Here is a 16,848-nt window from a genome sequence, read left to right on the forward strand (position 1 = left end):
TGCCGTCATCGGCGAGGCCCGAGATGAGGAGGAAGACAAGGTGGCATTTCCACTGATCGGTACACCGGATACCGGTGATACCGCTTGGATGCTGGCGTCGGCAGCGCTCGTGCTGTTGATGACGCCGGGTTTGGCGTTCTTCTACGGCGGCATGGTCCGCGGCAAGAACGTACTGAACATGATCATGATGAGCATCTCCGCGATGGGCTTGGTCACGATCCTGTGGGTTCTATACGGCTTCTCGATGGCCTTCGGCGAGGACAAGGGCAACCTGATCGGTGACCCGCTCCAGTACTTCGGTCTGAAGAGCATCTTCGGTGGCACCGCCGCCGATTCGCCGGGCATCCCGCTGTTCACCGCGACCCCGGAGGACCCGACGGCCCCGATCACCGCGGGCATCCCGCTGACGGTGTTCGTCGCCTTCCAGCTCATGTTCGCGATCATCACGGTCGCCCTCATCTCGGGCGCGGTCGCTGACCGCATGAAGTTCGGCTCGTGGCTCGTATTTGCCGGAATCTGGGCCACGGTCGTCTACTTCCCCGTCGCGCACTGGGTCTTCGCCTTCGACGGCTACACCGCTGAGGCGGGTGGCTGGATCGCCAACAACCTCAAGGCGATCGACTTCGCCGGTGGTACCGCGGTCCACATCAACGCGGGCGCCGCCGGTCTGGTGCTGTGCCTGATCCTCGGCAAGCGCAAGGGCTGGCCGAAGACCCCGTTCCGTCCGCACAACCTGCCGTTCGTGATGCTCGGCGCCGGTCTGCTGTGGTTCGGCTGGTACGGCTTCAACGCCGGTTCGGCGCTCGGCGCCAACGGCATCGCCGGTGCCACCTTCCTCACCACCACGATCGCCACCGCCGCCGCCATGATGGCGTGGCTGCTCGTGGAGAAGATCCGCGACGGTCACCCGACCTCGCTCGGTGCCGCCTCGGGCATCGTGGCCGGTCTGGTCGCGATCACCCCGGCCTGTTCCTCGGTGAACGTGATCGGCGCCCTGGCCATCGGCGTGGTCGCCGGTGCGCTGTGCGCCCTGGCCGTCGGCCTGAAGTTCCGCTTCGGCTTCGACGATTCGCTCGACGTGGTCGGCGTGCACCTGGTCGGTGGTCTGGTCGGCACCCTGATGGTCGGTCTGGTCGCTACCAGCGAAGCTCCCGCGGGCGTCACCGGCTTGTTCTACGGTGGTGGAGTCGAGCAGTTGAAGCTGCAGGCTGTCGGTGCCTTCGTCGTCTTGGCCTACTCGCTGGTCGCCACGGCCATCATCGCGTACGCGATCAAGTTCACGATCGGCCTGCGCGCCAGTGAAGAGTCCGAGGCCGCAGGCCTGGACGAGGCCGAGCACGCGGAAACCGCATACGATTTCGCTGCTGTGGGTGGCACGGCACGCTCACTCGTCAAGGAGGCATGACGAACATGAAACTGGTTACGGCAATCGTCAAACCGTTCACGCTCGAAGATGTGAAGACCGGGCTGGAACAGGCAGGCGTGCTCGGTATGACCGTCAGCGAAGTCCAGGGATACGGCCGGCAGAAGGGCCACACCGAGGTTTACCGCGGTGCCGAGTACTCGGTGGATTTCGTGCCCAAGGTCCGGGTCGAGGTCGTCGTGGACGATGCGTCGGTCGAGAAGGTCGTCGAGGTGATCGTCGAGGCCTCGCGGACCGGCAAGATCGGTGACGGCAAGGTGTGGGTGACCCCGGTGGACACCATCATCCGGGTCCGTACCGGCGAACGCGGAAGCGACGCACTGTAATTCGGTAGGGAACGCACGAGAAATCAATCCAGCGGCGGCCCCGCTCCCATCGGCGAGAATCCGGTCGGGGCGGGGCCGCCCGCATGAAATGGTGGTGTGGGCTGTGCAGCGCAACGGTGGTATTCAGAACAACGGAGCGGCCGATCTGGTCAAGGCCAGGGCGCAACTGCTCGACGGGGCGGGCACCCGCAATCCGCGCCTGGATCCGGAATCACTGCGCGAGGCCCTGGTCGATCTGTTCGAACTGTGGCTCACCGGCAAGGGCAACGAACTCGGCATCACCGCCGACAGCGGCCTCTCGGTCGTGGCGGTCGGCGGACTCGGCCGCCGCGAGATGCTCCCGTACTCCGATCTCGACCTCGTGCTGCTGCACGACGACGTAGACCCGAAGGTGGTCTCCGAGGTCGCCGATCAACTCTGGTACCCGCTCTGGGACGCCCATATCAAGCTCGACCACAGCGTGCGCACCGTGCCGCAGGCCCTTCGGGTGGCCTCCGACGACATGATCGCCGCGCTCGGCCTGCTGGAAGCCCGCCACATCGTCGGCGACCAGGACCTCAGCAATCTGCTCATCGGCGGCGTGCGTCGCGAATGGCGCACCGGAATCCGTGGCCGCTTCGACGACCTGATCGCCCAGACCACCGCCCGCTGGCAGCGCAGCGGCGAGATCGCCCACCGCGCCGAACCCGATCTCAAGAACGGTCGCGGCGGCCTGCGCGACATCCAGCTTCTCGACGCGCTCTCGATCGCCCAATTGACCGACGCCATGCCCGGATTGGGCCCCGAGGTCCCCGGTGGCGGCCTGAAACAGGCCCACCGCAGACTCCTCGACGTGCGCACCGAGCTCCATCGCGTGGCTGGTCGCGCCCGCGATCAACTGCGCGCCCAGGACGCCGACGAAATCGGCGCCGCGCTACGCATCGGCGACCGTTTCGATCTCGCCAGGACACTGACCGATTCGGCGCGTACGGTGAGCTATTCGTGCGACGTCGGGCTGCGCACGGCCGCCAATGCGCTCCCGCGACGCGGCCTGGCCAGACTGCGCCGGATGCCGGTGCGCCGACCACTCGATGAGGGGGTGGTCGAGCACTCCGGCGAGGTCGTACTCGCCAGAGACGCCCGCCCGCAACGTGATCCGGGCCTGATCCTGCGCGTGGCTGCTGCCTCGGCGCAGACCGGACTGCCGATGTCGGCGACCACGCTCAACCGGCTGTCCGAGGACGCGCCCGAACTGCGCGAACCGTGGCCCAAGGACGCGCTCAACGATCTGCTCGTGCTGCTCGGCGCGGGCCGCGGCAGTATCGATGCGGTCGAGGCCCTCGATCGAACGGGTTTGTGGGGCAGGCTGTTTCCCGAATGGGGTGCGGTGCGCGATCTGCCACCGCGCGACGCGATGCACACCTGGACCGTGGACCGGCACCTGATGGAGACCGTCGCCTACGCGAGCGGGTTGAGCACCAGGGTCGCCCGCCCCGATCTGCTCGCCCTCGGTGCCCTGCTGCACGACATCGGTAAGGGCCGCAACGGCGATCACAGCGTCGTCGGCGCCGAACTGGCCACCCACATCGGCCGCAGGCTCGGGATGTGGCCCTCCGATGTGCGCACCCTCAGCGCGATCGTGCGCTACCACCTGCTCCTGCCCGACACCGCGACCCGACGCGACCTCGACGACCCGGCGACGGTGCAGCGGGTGGTCGACGCGCTCGGCGGCGATATCGGTCTGCTCGAACTGCTGCACGCGCTGGCAGAGGCCGATTCGATGGCGACGGGCCCCGGCGTGTGGGGCGAGTGGAAGGCCTCGCTGATCGGGGAACTGGTGCGCCGCTGCCGCCTGGTCATGGCGGGCGAGCCGCTGCCGCAACCGGAACCGATCGACCCGGAGTTGGTGGACAAGGCCAAGGCGGGCGGCGTGCACGTCACACTCGCGCCCGGCGACGGCAAACACACGTTCGTGGTGACGGTGATCGCCCCCGACGAGCCCGGCCTGCTCTCCGACGCGGCAGGAGTGCTGGCACTGCACTCGCTGCGGGTGCTGTCGGCTTCGCTGGGCGGAGCGGGTGATTCGGCGATCAACACCTTCGTGGTGATGCCGAAATTCGGCGATCCGCCGGACGCGGGCCTGCTGCGTCAGGAACTGATCCGGGCTACTTCCGGCGCGCTCGACCTGTCCGCGGTGCTGGCCAAACGCGAAACCGAAGCGGTCGGGACAGGGCCGGGGCGCTACGCACGTGCCGCGCCGCGCCTGATCTGGTCACCGACCAGCACACCGGGGCAGGTCGTTCTCGAGCTGCGTGCCGACGATCGGATCGGTTTGCTGAGCAGGCTGGCCGGTGCCTTCGCGGCGTCGGGGGTGAATGTCCGGTGGGCCAAGGTGGTCACGATGGGCTCGGCCGTGGTCGACGCCTTCTGCCTCGATCTGGGCGACGCCGACAGCCCCGCCCTGCGCGAGCGCGTCGAAAAGGCGGTCCTGACCGTGGTTCCGCAGCCCGCGCCCGCGCCGCCACCGTCCGAGAACGGCGGAGCGGCCTGATTTCGTAAGGACACGGTTTACTCACTGATTGCTATCAGGTTGCTACACGGTGTTCTCGCGGCCTGATAAGTCGAGATGGGACCTATAGCATTTCCGTGGTCGGGCTGTCACTCGTACGAGGGGAGCTGATCCGTGGCTATCGAAGTCGTTTCCGCATCAATGATGACCAGCGACGCGACCGCGCACATCGCGCGCTGCGTCGGTGGTGACCTGTGGGTGGTTTCGTGGTTGCCGGGTCGCACCCTCAGCGGTGCGCAGGCATTAGCCGCGATGACCATCGCCTCCACCGCCGCCCACCACGTCGACAGTGCCGATTCTGAATGGCTCAGGATCGAGGCGCTCTCGCGTGAACTGGGCCTCACCGGCCGAGAAGCGGTCTACCTGGTGAACATCGAATCCCACGAGTTACGCCGCACCGCGCCCCCGCACGTGCAGCACACCGAATAACCTCCATTACCCTGGGAGGGAATTATCTGACCCTTTCAGATCAGGAGCGCGATCGGTGTTCGAATCCCTGTCCGACCGGCTTACCGGTGCACTGCAGGATCTGCGCGGTAAGGGGCGTCTGTCACCGGCCGACATCGACGCCACCGCCCGCGAGATCCGCCTCGCACTCCTCGAAGCCGACGTCGCGCTGCCTGTGGTGCGCGGTTTCATCGCCAACGTCAAAGAACGCGCCAAGGGCGCTGAGGTCTCCGGCGCGCTCAATCCCGCGCAGCAGGTCGTCAAGATCGTCAACGAGGAACTCGTCACGATCCTCGGTGGCGAGACCCGTCGTCTCAACCTCGCCAAGAACCCGCCGACGGTCATCATGCTGGCCGGCCTGCAGGGTGCGGGTAAGACCACCCTCGCGGGCAAGCTGGCCAAATGGCTGAAGGGCCAGGGCCATCAGCCGTTGCTCGTCGCCTGTGACCTCCAGCGTCCCGGCGCGGTCACCCAGCTGCAGGTCGTCGGTGAGCGCGCGGGCGTACCCGTGTTCGCCCCGCACGGCGGCACCTCCATCGGCGGCGGCGAGAACCCGCTCGGCATCACCGCGGCCGACCCGGTCGCCGTGGCCGCGGGCGGTATCGAAGAGGCCAAGGCCAAGCAGTACGACGTGGTCATCGTCGACACCGCAGGTCGCCTCGGTATCGACGCCGAGCTGATGCGCCAGGCCGCGGGCATCCGCGACGCCGTGCAGCCCGACGAGACGCTGTTCGTGCTCGACGCGATGATCGGTCAGGACGCGGTCAGCACCGCCGAAGCCTTCCGCGACGGCGTCGGGTTCACCGGTGTCGTGCTCACCAAGCTCGACGGTGACGCCCGCGGTGGTGCGGCGCTGTCGGTGCGCCAGGTCACCGGTGCACCGATCATGTTCGCCTCCACCGGTGAGAAGCTCGAGGACTTCGACGTCTTCCACCCCGACCGGATGGCCTCGCGCATCCTCGGCATGGGCGACGTGCTCACCCTCATCGAGCAGGCCGAACAGGTCTACGACGCCGAGCAGGCCGAGGAGACCGCGCGCAAGATCGGCAGCGGCGAGCTCACCCTCGAGGACTTCCTCGACCAGATGCTGGCCATCCGCAAGATGGGCCCGATCGGCAACCTGCTCGGCATGCTGCCCGGCGCGGGCCAGATGAAGGAAGCCCTAGCGGCGGTCGATGACAAGCAGCTCGATCGGGTGCAGGCGATCATTCGGGGCATGACTCGCGCCGAGCGCGACAACCCGAAGATCATCAACGCGTCTCGCCGACTGCGCATCGCCAATGGTTCCGGCGTGCAGGTGTCGGAGGTCAACCAGCTCGTCGATCGGTTCTTCGAAGCCAAGAAGATGATGGCGATGATGGGCCGGCAGATGGGGATGCCCGGCGCTCGTCGCGGGAACAACAAAAAGGGCGGTAAGAAGGGCAAGAAGGGTGGGCGCGGGCCCACTCCGCCGAAGGTGCGCGGTGGGTTCCCCGGGATGCCCGCCGGGATGCCGGGGCTGCCGCCGGGCATGGATCTGTCGCAGATGCCGCCCGGTCTCGACCAGTTGCCGCCGGGGCTCGAGGGGATCGACCTCTCCCAGCTGAAGTTCCCCAAGAACTGAGTCTCTTTCCGTGAAAAGCCGTGGTGGGGGTTTGAATTTGGTTACCCACCCAGGGCTTTTGGGTATAAGAGGACGGGGCAGGGCGGCGGAGCCCGGTGGGTGGCTGGCAGCGGCGGGGGCGGGGGGGCACCGCCCCCCCCCGGCGCCCGGCCCCACTGACGGGCTCCTGTTGCGGTCAACCGGGGTGGGGGGGGAACTATTGCCACCCCCCACCACGGCTTTCTCGCTATCAGAGGACGGGCATCGTCGCCTTCGCCGTCTCGTACGATCGCTGACGCGGAAATGAAACACGTTCTAGTATGGATCGCACGGGGGATGACGATGGAGGACCCGCATGTCGTTGGATCGGACCGACGAGGACCTGCTGGCTGCGGTGCGGGAGTCGCCGCGTGCGGTTGCCGCGCACGACAAGGTCGCATGGGTCGGGTTGTTCGCCGAGAACGCCGAGGTGCACGACCCGTACGGCTCGCGTGCGCACGTCGGGGTCGAGGCGATCTCGCGCTTCTACAACGTCTTCATCGCGCCGAACACCATCGACTTTCACGTCCACCGCGATCTGGTCGCCGGGCACATGGTGGTGCGCGATCTGCTGATCGAGACCAGGATGTCGACGGGCGCCACCGTCAGCGTGCCGATGCATCTGCGCTACGACCTGGTCGGCACCGACGATGGATGGCGGATCGCTCGGCTCGCCGCGCACTGGGAGTTGAGGGTGATGGTTGCGCGGCTGTTGCGCACGGTTCCCGCCGGACTGCTCGCGGGGGTGAAGCTCGGGCCGCAACTCGTCGGTGAGCTCGGGGTGGGTGGTGCGATGGGGATGATGCGGGCGCTGGGCGGCGTGGGTGGTGCGGGGAAACGTGTCGTCGGTCGGCTCTTCGACGCCGGTGACCCGGACGGCGTTCGCGCGCTGCTCGATGAGCGGGCGGTGATCGAGATGCCCGCCGGCAATCCGGTCTCGGTGGCGGAATTCGCCGATCTCGCGCGAGACATGCAGTGGGACAAGATGATCGCGGCCGGACGCACTGTCAGTGTGAGCGTGCGAGTGGGCGCGTCACAGGGCGTCGCGTTCGTCGACTTCGCGCCCGACCGACCGCGCATCACCGCAGTGCGGGTCTTTCTGGATGGTGATCCGGCGCGGTAGGTTCGGACTCAGCCGACGTCTGGAGGTTCGTGTGCATCTGCGTGGTGTGGTTCTACCCGGTGACGAGGAGCGCGACCTCTGGGTCGTCGACGGCCTCGTGACGTTCGAACCGGTACGCGGTGCCGAAACCCTGTGCGGCGCAGGCTGGATAGTGCCCGGTCTGGTCGACGCGCACTGCCACGTCGGCATCAGCTACGGCGGCGGCGACGAGACCCACGACGGCGCGATCGAACAGGCCGAAACCGAACGTGACGCGGGCGCGCTGTTGCTGCGCGACGCGGGCTCACCGATCGACACCCGCTTCATCGACGACCATGCCGAGTTGCCCCGCATCATCCGCGCCGGCCGACACATCGCCCGCCCCAAGCGCTACATCCGCGAACTCGGCATCGAACTCGACGACGAACGCGACCTGCCCGACATCGTCGCCGAGCAGGCCCGCTTCGGCGACGGCTGGGTGAAGATCGTGGGGGACTGGATCGACCGCTCAGTCGGCGACCTGCGCCCGCTGTGGAGCGACGACATCCTGAAACAGGCCATCGACGCCGCCCACGCGAACGGTGCTCGGGTCACCGCGCACGTGTTCGGCGAGGACGCGCTGCCCGGCCTGATCAACGCCGGCATCGACTGCCTCGAACACGGCACCGGCATCACCGACGACACCATCGAACTGATGATCGCCCACGGCACCGCCCTCGTCCCCACCCTCATCAACATCGACACCTTCCCCGGCATCGCCGACAGCGCCACCAAGTTCCCCGTCTACGCCGCCCACATGCGCGACCTCCACCGCCGCGTCCGCGACACCGTAGGCAAAGCCCACGAAGCAGGCGTCCCCATCTATGCCGGCACCGACGCAGGCGGCTCCATCCGCCACGGCCGCATAGCCGACGAAATCACCGCCCTGTCCGGCGCAGGCCTGACCCCCCACGAAGCCCTCGGCGCCGCCTCCTGGAACGCCCGCACCTGGCTGGGCCGCCCCAGCGTCGAAGAAGGCGCCCCCGCCGACTTCGTCGTCTACGCCCACGACCCCCGCACAAACCCCCAGTCCCTCACCGACCCACAATGGGTGGTGTTGCGTGGCCTGGTCGTGAAGACCCCCGACCCGGTCACCGGACACCGCTGAGGCCGCAGTACCGACACCGTTCTTCGCCGAGGGGTGACTAGGGTTACCGTAAATGGTTTCCCGGAAATCGGTACACTTGACTCGACCCGTTGTGCGGAGTCAAGCAACTATTGACCTGGGTCTTAGTCGAGCGGTCCATCGCGGGTAGGCGGGGAGGTTGGCTGGAGATGACCATGAGCGCCGAGGTTTCGATGATCCATCCGTTGGGCCCCAAGACTGTGGAAGACTGGCTTGCCGAAGAGCAGCCGGTCGATGGATCTCGACTCGAACTCATCTGGGGGTACCTGCACATGACGCCGCCGCCGGGTGGTCCACATCAGTACGCCGCAGGTGAGTTGTTCGTGGTTCTACGGGCCGCTGTTCGTGCTGCCGATCGCTCCGACCTCACGGCGCTTCCCGCTGTTGGCGTCCGGATCAGTACTCCGTTTCGGATTGGCATAATCCCGGACGTCGCTGTGGTCAGTGTTCCGCCTGACCGCGTCAACTTCGCCGCAGATGACCTGGTGTTGGCTGTGGAAGTCTGGTCACCCGGCAACAGTCGTGAGGAACGAGACACAAAAATCGCGGCCTATGCCTCGGCGCGGGTTCCGTATTTGTGGATCGTTGAGCTCCCCGCTGGCAAGCCCGCACGATTCTGGGGCTACACGCTGGGCGAGTCCGGCTACCGCCAGGAAGTATTCGCTACCGATGGTGAGACGGTGAAGGCACCCGGCCCGGTGCCGGTGGTGGTCGACACCTCGCAGTTGCGGTGAGATAGCGCGCGACCGGCGGAGGCGATTTCCGGCCGCAGCGGGTCGTCTGGCAGAATGAAGCCTCGTCCTTCCTGGACAGTGTCAGCCCGTCTCCGGTTACGTACCGCGCGGCGGTCACGCACACATGCGCGAAACCGGACCTGCAGACCATGTAGGTCGCTGAATCGCGTGGTGACCAAACTACTGAAAGAAGACTGAACAGCATGTCTGTCAAGATCCGGCTCACTCGCCTCGGCAAGATCCGTAACCCGCAGTACCGCGTCGTCGTCGCCGACTCGCGTTCGCGTCGTGACGGCCGGGCGATCGAGTCCATCGGCCTGTACCACCCGAAGGAAGAGCCGTCGCTGATCCAGATCGACGCCGAGCGCGTCGCGTACTGGCTCTCGGTCGGCGCGCAGCCCACCGAGTCGGTGCAGCGTCTGCTGGAGATCACCGGCGACTGGCAGAAGTTCAAGGGCCTGCCGGGCACCGAGGGCACCCTGAAGGTGAAGGCCCCGAAGACCTCCAAGCTGGACCTGTTCAACGCCGCGCTCGCCGCCGCCGACAACGCGCCCACCACCGAGGCCGTCACCCCGAAGAAGAAGGCCGCCAAGAAGGACGAGGCTGCCGCTGAGGAAGCCGTCACCGAGGCTGCCGAGTAATGACTGCTGTTGTTGCCGATGCCGTCGAACATCTGGTTCGCGGCATCGTCGCCAACCCTGACGACGTCCGTGTCGAGCTGCTCACCGGACGTCGTGGGCGCACCGTCGAGGTGCACGTCCATCCTGAGGACCTGGGCAAGGTGATCGGGCGCGGTGGTCGTACCGCGACCGCGCTGCGCACCCTGGTCGCCGGCATCGGCGGCCGTGGGATCCGGGTCGACGTGGTCGATACCGACGCCTAGATGGAACTCGTCGTAGGTCGGGTCGCCAAGTCGCACGGCGTGCGCGGCGAACTCGTCGTCGATGTGCGCACCGACGAGCCGGACGTCCGGTTCGCGCCGGGCGTTGTGCTGCACGGCAGAATGCCGCGCAGTTCGGCGATCACCGACTACACCGTGAAGTCGGTCCGGGAACACTCGGGCCGGCTTCTGGTCGCCGTCGACGGTATCGACGACAAGACCGTGGCCGACACCCTGCGCGGCATGCTGTTCATCGTCGACAGCGATTCGCTGCCGCCGTCGCAGGACGACGACGCCTTCTACGACCACGAACTCGAAGGCCTTCGCGTCGAGTTCACCGACGGCACGCTCGTCGGCACGGTCACCGAGGTGCTGCATTCGGCCGCGGGCGAACTGCTGTCGGTGCGCGCCGCCGACGACGGTCGCGAAATTCTCATTCCCTTTGTCACCGCCATCGTGCCGACGGTTTCGCTCGCCGATGGACTGGTGGTCATCACCCCGCCCGAGGGCCTGCTCGATCCGGAGTAATTCGTGCAACTCGACGTCGTCACGATCTTCCCGGAGTATCTCGAGCCGCTGCGCACCGCGCTGCTCGGCAAGGCCGTCGACAAGGGCCTGATCTCGATCGGTGTGCACGACTTGCGCAATTGGACGCACGACGTGCACAAATCGGTCGACGATTCGCCCTACGGCGGTGGTCCCGGCATGGTCATGAAGCCCACCGTCTGGGGCGACGCCCTCGATGAGGTGTGCCCGGACGACGCGCTACTCGTTGTCCCCACTCCGGCCGGTGTGCCGTTCACCCAGGCCACCGCGCAACGCTGGGCCACCGAGAAGCACCTCGTCTTCGCCTGCGGACGCTATGAGGGCATCGACCAGCGCGTGTTCGACGACGCCGCCCGCCGCGTGCGCGTCGAAGAAGTGAGCATCGGCGACTATGTGCTCATCGGAGGCGAGGCCGCGGTGCTGGTGATGACCGAAGCCGTGGTGCGCCTGATCCCCGGTGTGCTCGGCAATCAGCAGTCCCACCAGGAGGATTCGTTCTCCGACGGACTCCTCGAGGGCCCCAGCTACACCCGGCCGGTGTCGTGGCGTGGCCTCGAGGTGCCCCCGATTCTGCTCTCGGGCGATCACGCCAAAGTCGCCGCGTGGCGCCACGAACAGTCATTGGAACGGACGGCGCAGCGTCGTCCCGATCTGTTGCCCTAGCCCTGGATCACCCGGGTGGTGATACAGAACGGATGCCCGGCGGGGTCGAGTAGCACTCGCCAGCGCGGATCCGGTTGTACCGGTGCGGGTTTCGCGCCGATCGCGAGCGCGTGCTGTTCGCACAGATCCAGGTCGGCGTCGGCGGCGAGGTCCAGATGTACCGCGGCCGTGCCGGGCCACTGCGGCGTCGAATAGTCCTCGACGCGCTGTGCGGCGACCGTGAGCCCCGACGGGATACGGATCCCGACGCTGTGCGCGTCGTTCCACAGGACACGGCCACCGAGTAGCCCGAGGTAGAAGCGGGCTAGCGACTCGGGGTCGTCACAGTCCAGTGAGAGGCCGGCCAGTTGAAAAGGCTCCGTCATCGGACCGACGGTACCGGGCCGGATGCGCCCCGAGATTGTTTTGTGCCAAAGACATTTGGGTATCCATAGGGGTCATTCGTTGTGCGAACGTCCATAATGAGGACTTCTGGTTCCATCCGGAACGGGTTCTGGTCGGGATGACTGCCCGGTCGGGTGCGGGCGGGAACGATGAGCGCGCCGATCTGCCTGCGTAGCCGTTGTCCCACTGGATGATTCGGCGCTTTCGTCGTTGACTCGGTTGCGCTGCCGGGAGGTGGCATCGCAAGCAGGCGGGCTGGATGCTGCGCTGCCTCGGCCGAGCCGTCGAAAGTGACGAATCGCACAATTGGGACATCGGATCGGTGGCGCAACCAGGCTGAGTGCCTGGGGCAGGCCATGATTCGATCTATCACAGGGGCTGGAGCAGTTTGCTAGCGTGTTCGCGACAGGCGGGCGGTTTGCAGTCCGGTTGCGAACAGTGATGGGGGAGACGGTGTTCCGTCTGGCGGTGGTTATGGCTGTGTCGGTCTGCGCGTTGGCAGCGACTTCGGGGGTCGCGGAGGCCGGTCCCGGTGGTGTCGGCGTGCTGCCGAGTCAGAGTGGCGCCCTGCCGGTGGGCACGACGACGTTGCATCTGGTCGACGCTGAGCGGCCGGATCCGTTCCAGCCGGACCGTTCGAGGGAACTGATGGTGTCGGTTTTCTATCCGGCGGCGGACGTGAACCGTTATCCGCGTTCGCATTACGTGTCGACAGAACTGATCCCCGGGCTGGAGAAGACTCTTGGTGTCGAGCTGCCCGGCGCACTGACGCACGCTCACCGGGAAGCGCCCGCGCGTGCCTCGAGCGCCTATCCGGTCGTGCTGTACACACCTGGCGCCGGTGTCTCGCGGATTCTCGGCACCGGGCTCGCCGAAGACCTGGCCTCGCGCGGCTACGTGGTGGTGACGATCGACCACACCTATGAGTCGGGCCCGGCCGTGGAGTTCCCCGGCGGACGGATCGTGCGACCCGCCGCGGCGCCGAACGGCTTCGACACCGCCATCCGCGAAAAGTACATCGCCGCACGGCTGCTCGACTTCCGCTTCGTGCTCGATTCGCTCACCGGGTTGGCTGCCGGGACGAACCCGGATGCCGAATCCGATGCCCTGCCTGCCGATCTGGGCCGGGTACTCGACATGGACCGAGTCGGTGCCGTCGGGCACTCGTCCGGCGGGTACGCCGCCGTCGAAGCGATGCACGAGGATCGTCGCATCGACGCCGCCGTCGACATGGACGGGCAGATCGGGGTGGACGAGGCCTTCGGTCGGGCGGTGACCGAGGGCGTCGACCGGCCGACACTGGTCTTGACCAGCAGCCAGATCGAGGAAGTCGGTGACGGCAATCCGTCCTTCGATGCGTTCTGGCAGCGGGCCACGGGGTGGAAACGCCATCTGGCCATTGCGAATTCGGCGCATTACGACTTCACCGACATGCCGTCGCTGGTACCTGCCGTCGCCCGGCCCGCCGCGTCGACCTACATCGGCACCATCGACCCGGACCGCATCGCGGCGCTCGTGCGGGGCTATGTGGCGGCGATGTTCGACAAGTTCCTGCGCGGAAACACCGACACGGTGTTGGATCGGCCGATCACCGAACCCGAGGTGACGACGATCCGCTGACCTGGGTGCCAGCGGACTGTCGGTGCGGAGCTGTAGTCTCTGCGGCTGTGACGACAGCGCCTGAGATCGCCGACAGCACGACCACCATCGCCAGCGTAGGCAGGCGGATCGCCGATGAACTGGGGGTGCGCGAGACCCAGGTCCGCGCCGCCGTCGAACTGCTCGATGGCGGTTCGACGGTGCCGTTCATCGCGCGCTACCGCAAGGAGGTCACCGACGGACTCGACGATGCCCAGTTGCGTCAGCTCGAGGAACGCCTCGGCTACCTGCGTGAGCTCGACGAGCGCCGCGGCGCGATCATCGAATCCATCCGCGGCCAGGGCAAACTCGATCCCGCCCTGCACTCGCAGCTCATGCTCGCCGAGACCAAGGCGCGCCTGGAAGACATCTACCTGCCGTACAAGCCCAAGCGCCGCACCAAGGCACAGATCGCGCGCGAAGCCGGACACGAGCCGGTGGCCGACGCGCTGATCGGCGACCCGAACACCGATCCGGCCGGCTACACCGCCGAACAGCTCGACGGTGCCCGCTCGATCCTCGTCGAACGCTTCGCCGAAGACGCCGACCTGGTCGGCGAGCTGCGCGAGCTGATGTGGAACCGCGGCCAGGTCATCTCGACGGTGCGCGCGGGCAAGGAGGAGGCCGGGGCCAAGTTCTCCGACTACTTCGAGTTCAGCGAGCCCTTCCACAAACTGCCCTCGCACCGGATCCTGGCGCTGCTGCGCGGGGAGAAGGAAGAGGTGCTCACGCTGCATCTCGAGGCCGACACCGAGGAGCCCGCGCCCGGCGAGCGCACGATCTACGAGGGCCGGATCGCGGTCGCGTTCGGCATCGCCGACAAGGGCCGTAAGGCTGACTCCTGGCTGCTCGACACCGTCCGCTGGGCCTGGCGCACCAAGCTGGCGGTGAGCCTGGGGATCGACACCAGGATGCGGTTGCGTCAGGCCGCGGAGAAGGACGCGGTCGACGTGTTCGCCGCCAACCTGCGCGACCTGCTGCTCGCCGCGCCCGCGGGCACCCGCACCACCATGGGCCTTGACCCCGGCTACCGCACCGGCGTGAAGGTGGCCGTCGTCGATGCCACCGGTAAGGCCGTCGCGACCGAGGTCATCTACCCGCACAAGCCACAGGGGCAGACCGAGAAGTCTCTCGCCGTGCTGGCCGCACTCGTCGCCCGCTTCAACGTGGAGCTCATCGCCATCGGCAACGGCACCGCCTCGCGTGAGACCGATGCCCTTGCGGTGGAGCTGATCTCGCGGATCCCGGAGAACAAGCCGACCAAGATCGTGGTGTCGGAGGCGGGCGCCTCGGTGTACTCCGCCTCGGCGTACGCCTCCGCCGAACTGCCCGACATGGACGTGTCGCTGCGTGGCGCGGTCTCCATCGCCCGGCGTCTGCAGGACCCGCTCGCCGAGCTGGTGAAGATCGATCCCAAGTCGATCGGGGTCGGCCAGTACCAGCACGACGTGTCCGAGACGCTGCTGGCGCGTTCGCTGGGCGCGGTCGTCGAAGACGCGGTGAACGCGGTCGGTGTCGATGTGAACACCGCCTCGGTGCCGCTGCTGTCGCGGGTGTCGGGTGTGTCGGCGTCGGTGGCGGAAAGCATTGTGGCCCACCGTGATCAGAACGGGCCTTTCAACAGCCGCAAGGCGCTGCTCGAGGTTCCGCGCTTGGGCCCCAAGGCTTTCGAACAGTGCGCGGGCTTCCTGCGCATCCGCGGCGGTATCGACCCCCTCGACACTTCCGCCGTGCACCCCGAGGCCTATCCGGTGGTGCGCCGCATCCTCGAGCACACCGGCCGCGAGATGGCCGAGGTCATCGGCAACACCAGCACCTTGCGCGCGCTGAAGCCCGTCGACTTCACCGACGAGAAGTTCGGTGTGCCCACCGTCAGCGACATCATCGCCGAATTGGAGAAGCCCGGCCTCGACCCGCGACCGGAATTCAAGACCGCCGAATTCGCCGCGGGCATCGAGAAGGTCGCCGATCTGAAGCCGGGGATGGTCCTAGAGGGTGTCGTCACGAATGTGGCCGCGTTCGGCGCCTTCGTCGACGTCGGCGTGCACCAGGACGGTCTCGTGCACGTGTCCGCGCTGTCGCACAATTTCGTCAAGGATCCGCGCGAAGTGGTGAAATCCGGTGACGTGGTGAAGGTCAAGGTCCTCGAGGTCGATGTCGCGCGTCAGCGGATCGGGCTCACCCTGCGGCTCGACGACGAGCCTGGCAAGCCCGCGCAGGGGGACAATCGGGGTGGCGGTGCGTCGCGCGGCCAGGGTCGTGGGCAGCAGGGTGGTCGCGGTCCTTCCCCGGCTCGCAACCAAGCACGTCAGGGCAACGGCGGTGGCAACCAGCGCAAGCAGGCCGCCGCACCGACCGGTTCGATGGCCGACGCGTTGCGTGCGGCCGGTTTCGGAAACAAGTAGGAACTCGACGACAGGGCGGGCGGCATGCGACGGTGGCTCGAAGACGAGGTGATCGCGCACGGCCGCCTGCCCCTGCTCTGCTTCCTGCTGGGGTTCATCCTCGGCTTCGTGGTGATCCGGATCAGTGTGCGCATGATCCGGGCCAATGTGCGGTGGTGGCCGGGCAATGTGAAGGCGGGCGACACCCACATCCACCACATGGTGTTCGGCGTGATCACGGTCCTGCTCTCGGGCATCGGGCTGATAGCCACCGCCGAGGACGCCACCCAGATCACCTCCAGCGTGCTCTCGGCCATCTTCGGGATCGGTGCGGCGCTGGTGCTCGACGAGTTCGCGCTGATCTTCTACCTGCGTGACGTGTACTGGTCCGAACAGGGACGCACTTCGGTCGATGCGGTATTCGTCGCGCTCGCGGTGACGGGTCTGCTGCTGCTCGGCGTGCAGCCCGCGACATTCCTCGACTATGACGAATTCCGTGAATCGGCGGGCGTCGGGGTGCGGGTAGCCGTGGCGATCACGGTCGTGGTGAACCTGGCGCTCGCCGCGGTGGTGATCGCCAAGGGCAAGATCTGGACCGGGCTGTTCGGCATGTTCTTCACCCCGTTGCTGCTGGTGGGGGCCGTGCGATTGAGCAGGCCGGGTGCGCCGTGGGCGCGCTGGCGCTACGGGGGCAGGCCCAAGACCATGAACCGCGCCATCGCCCGCGAGCGGCGCTATCGTCGACCGGTCATCCGCGCGAAGATCTTCGTCCAGGACCTGATCGCCGGCAAACCCGATGTCGAACACGCACGCACCGCCGCCGAGGCGGTGCTCGCACGCACCGTCGTTCCGGCGCCGCCCGCTCCGCTGCCGCACCCGCATCTGCTGCCGCGCCGCCGGACCGACTCCGCACCCGACAACCCCGACCAGCACGGCGACGAGTGAGGCCGATTTCAGTCGCGGCAACCCGGTCTGGCACAATGAACC

Annotated in this window: 16 protein-coding genes; 15 read left to right on the forward strand and 1 reads right to left on the reverse strand. The window is 67.2% G+C overall.

Going from position 1 to position 16,848, the window contains the following annotated elements; genetic code table 11:
• Positions 1-40 precede the first annotated feature (40 nt).
• The 12 genes from ACFWUP_RS15745 (at position 41) to trmD (ending at position 11,455) form a co-directional block, all read left to right on the forward strand.
• Positions 41-1,405 carry an ammonium transporter gene (locus ACFWUP_RS15745; RefSeq protein WP_379234762.1) on the forward strand — a complete coding sequence of 455 codons (1,365 nt, stop codon included), beginning with the start codon at positions 41-43 and terminating at the stop codon, positions 1,403-1,405.
• Between the two features lie 5 nt (positions 1,406-1,410).
• On the forward strand, positions 1,411-1,749 hold the full coding sequence (locus ACFWUP_RS15750) for a P-II family nitrogen regulator (RefSeq protein ID WP_110036141.1): 339 nt from the start codon (positions 1,411-1,413) through the stop codon (positions 1,747-1,749).
• An 88-nt stretch (positions 1,750-1,837) separates the two neighbouring features.
• Positions 1,838-4,279 (forward strand): [protein-PII] uridylyltransferase, encoded by a 2,442-nt coding sequence (locus ACFWUP_RS15755; RefSeq protein ID WP_379234764.1) that lies wholly within the window; start codon positions 1,838-1,840, stop codon positions 4,277-4,279.
• Between the two features lie 132 nt (positions 4,280-4,411).
• A complete protein-coding gene (locus ACFWUP_RS15760) occupies positions 4,412-4,726 on the forward strand; it encodes a hypothetical protein (RefSeq protein ID WP_379234766.1) in 315 nt (104 codons plus the stop codon).
• 55 nt (positions 4,727-4,781) lie between these two features.
• Positions 4,782-6,347, forward strand: coding sequence for a signal recognition particle protein (gene ffh / locus ACFWUP_RS15765; protein WP_379234768.1), 1,566 nt, complete (start codon positions 4,782-4,784; stop codon positions 6,345-6,347).
• Positions 6,348-6,681: 334 nt separating this feature from the next.
• Positions 6,682-7,488 carry a nuclear transport factor 2 family protein gene (locus ACFWUP_RS15770; protein ID WP_379234770.1) on the forward strand — a complete coding sequence of 269 codons (807 nt, stop codon included), beginning with the start codon at positions 6,682-6,684 and terminating at the stop codon, positions 7,486-7,488.
• Complete coding sequence (locus ACFWUP_RS15775; protein WP_379234772.1) at positions 7,469-8,614, forward strand: amidohydrolase family protein; 1,146 nt, start codon at positions 7,469-7,471, stop codon at positions 8,612-8,614. Before ACFWUP_RS15770 ends, ACFWUP_RS15775 begins: the two co-directional genes overlap by 20 nt.
• 167 nt (positions 8,615-8,781) lie before the next feature.
• Entirely contained in the window at positions 8,782-9,366 is a 585-nt protein-coding gene (locus tag ACFWUP_RS15780) for a Uma2 family endonuclease (protein ID WP_379234774.1), read from the forward strand.
• A gap of 203 nt (positions 9,367-9,569) precedes the next feature.
• On the forward strand, positions 9,570-10,007 hold the full coding sequence (rpsP, locus tag ACFWUP_RS15785) for a 30S ribosomal protein S16 (protein WP_379234776.1): 438 nt from the start codon (positions 9,570-9,572) through the stop codon (positions 10,005-10,007).
• Entirely contained in the window at positions 10,007-10,249 is a 243-nt protein-coding gene (locus tag ACFWUP_RS15790) for an RNA-binding protein (protein WP_056811833.1), read from the forward strand. The genes rpsP and ACFWUP_RS15790 overlap by 1 nt, the downstream gene beginning before the upstream one ends.
• Positions 10,250-10,774 carry a ribosome maturation factor RimM gene (gene rimM / locus ACFWUP_RS15795; RefSeq protein WP_379234778.1) on the forward strand — a complete coding sequence of 175 codons (525 nt, stop codon included), beginning with the start codon at positions 10,250-10,252 and terminating at the stop codon, positions 10,772-10,774.
• 3 nt (positions 10,775-10,777) lie between these two features.
• Positions 10,778-11,455 carry a tRNA (guanosine(37)-N1)-methyltransferase TrmD gene (gene trmD, locus ACFWUP_RS15800; RefSeq protein WP_379234780.1) on the forward strand — a complete coding sequence of 226 codons (678 nt, stop codon included), beginning with the start codon at positions 10,778-10,780 and terminating at the stop codon, positions 11,453-11,455.
• On the opposite strand, the gene ACFWUP_RS15805 is transcribed toward trmD, so the two are convergent.
• Entirely contained in the window at positions 11,452-11,820 is a 369-nt protein-coding gene (locus ACFWUP_RS15805; protein ID WP_379234782.1) for a VOC family protein, read from the reverse strand. The two genes, trmD and ACFWUP_RS15805, sit on opposite strands and share 4 nt — an antisense overlap.
• 493 nt (positions 11,821-12,313) lie before the next feature.
• On the opposite strand from ACFWUP_RS15805, the gene ACFWUP_RS15810 reads away from it, so the two are divergent.
• The 3 genes from ACFWUP_RS15810 to ACFWUP_RS15820 are packed head-to-tail and all read left to right on the forward strand — an operon-like array spanning position 12,314 to position 16,806.
• Positions 12,314-13,459, forward strand: coding sequence for an alpha/beta hydrolase family protein (locus ACFWUP_RS15810; protein WP_379234784.1), 1,146 nt, complete (start codon positions 12,314-12,316; stop codon positions 13,457-13,459).
• Between the two features lie 47 nt (positions 13,460-13,506).
• Positions 13,507-15,882 (forward strand): Tex family protein, encoded by a 2,376-nt coding sequence (locus ACFWUP_RS15815; protein WP_379234786.1) that lies wholly within the window; start codon positions 13,507-13,509, stop codon positions 15,880-15,882.
• Between the two features lie 24 nt (positions 15,883-15,906).
• A complete protein-coding gene (locus ACFWUP_RS15820) occupies positions 15,907-16,806 on the forward strand; it encodes a hypothetical protein (RefSeq protein ID WP_379234788.1) in 900 nt (299 codons plus the stop codon).
• The last annotated feature ends 42 nt before the right edge of the window (positions 16,807-16,848 follow it).

It is taken from the genome of Nocardia sp. NPDC058658, from assembly GCF_042716665.1.
Taxonomy (GTDB): Bacteria; Actinomycetota; Actinomycetes; order Mycobacteriales; family Mycobacteriaceae; genus Nocardia.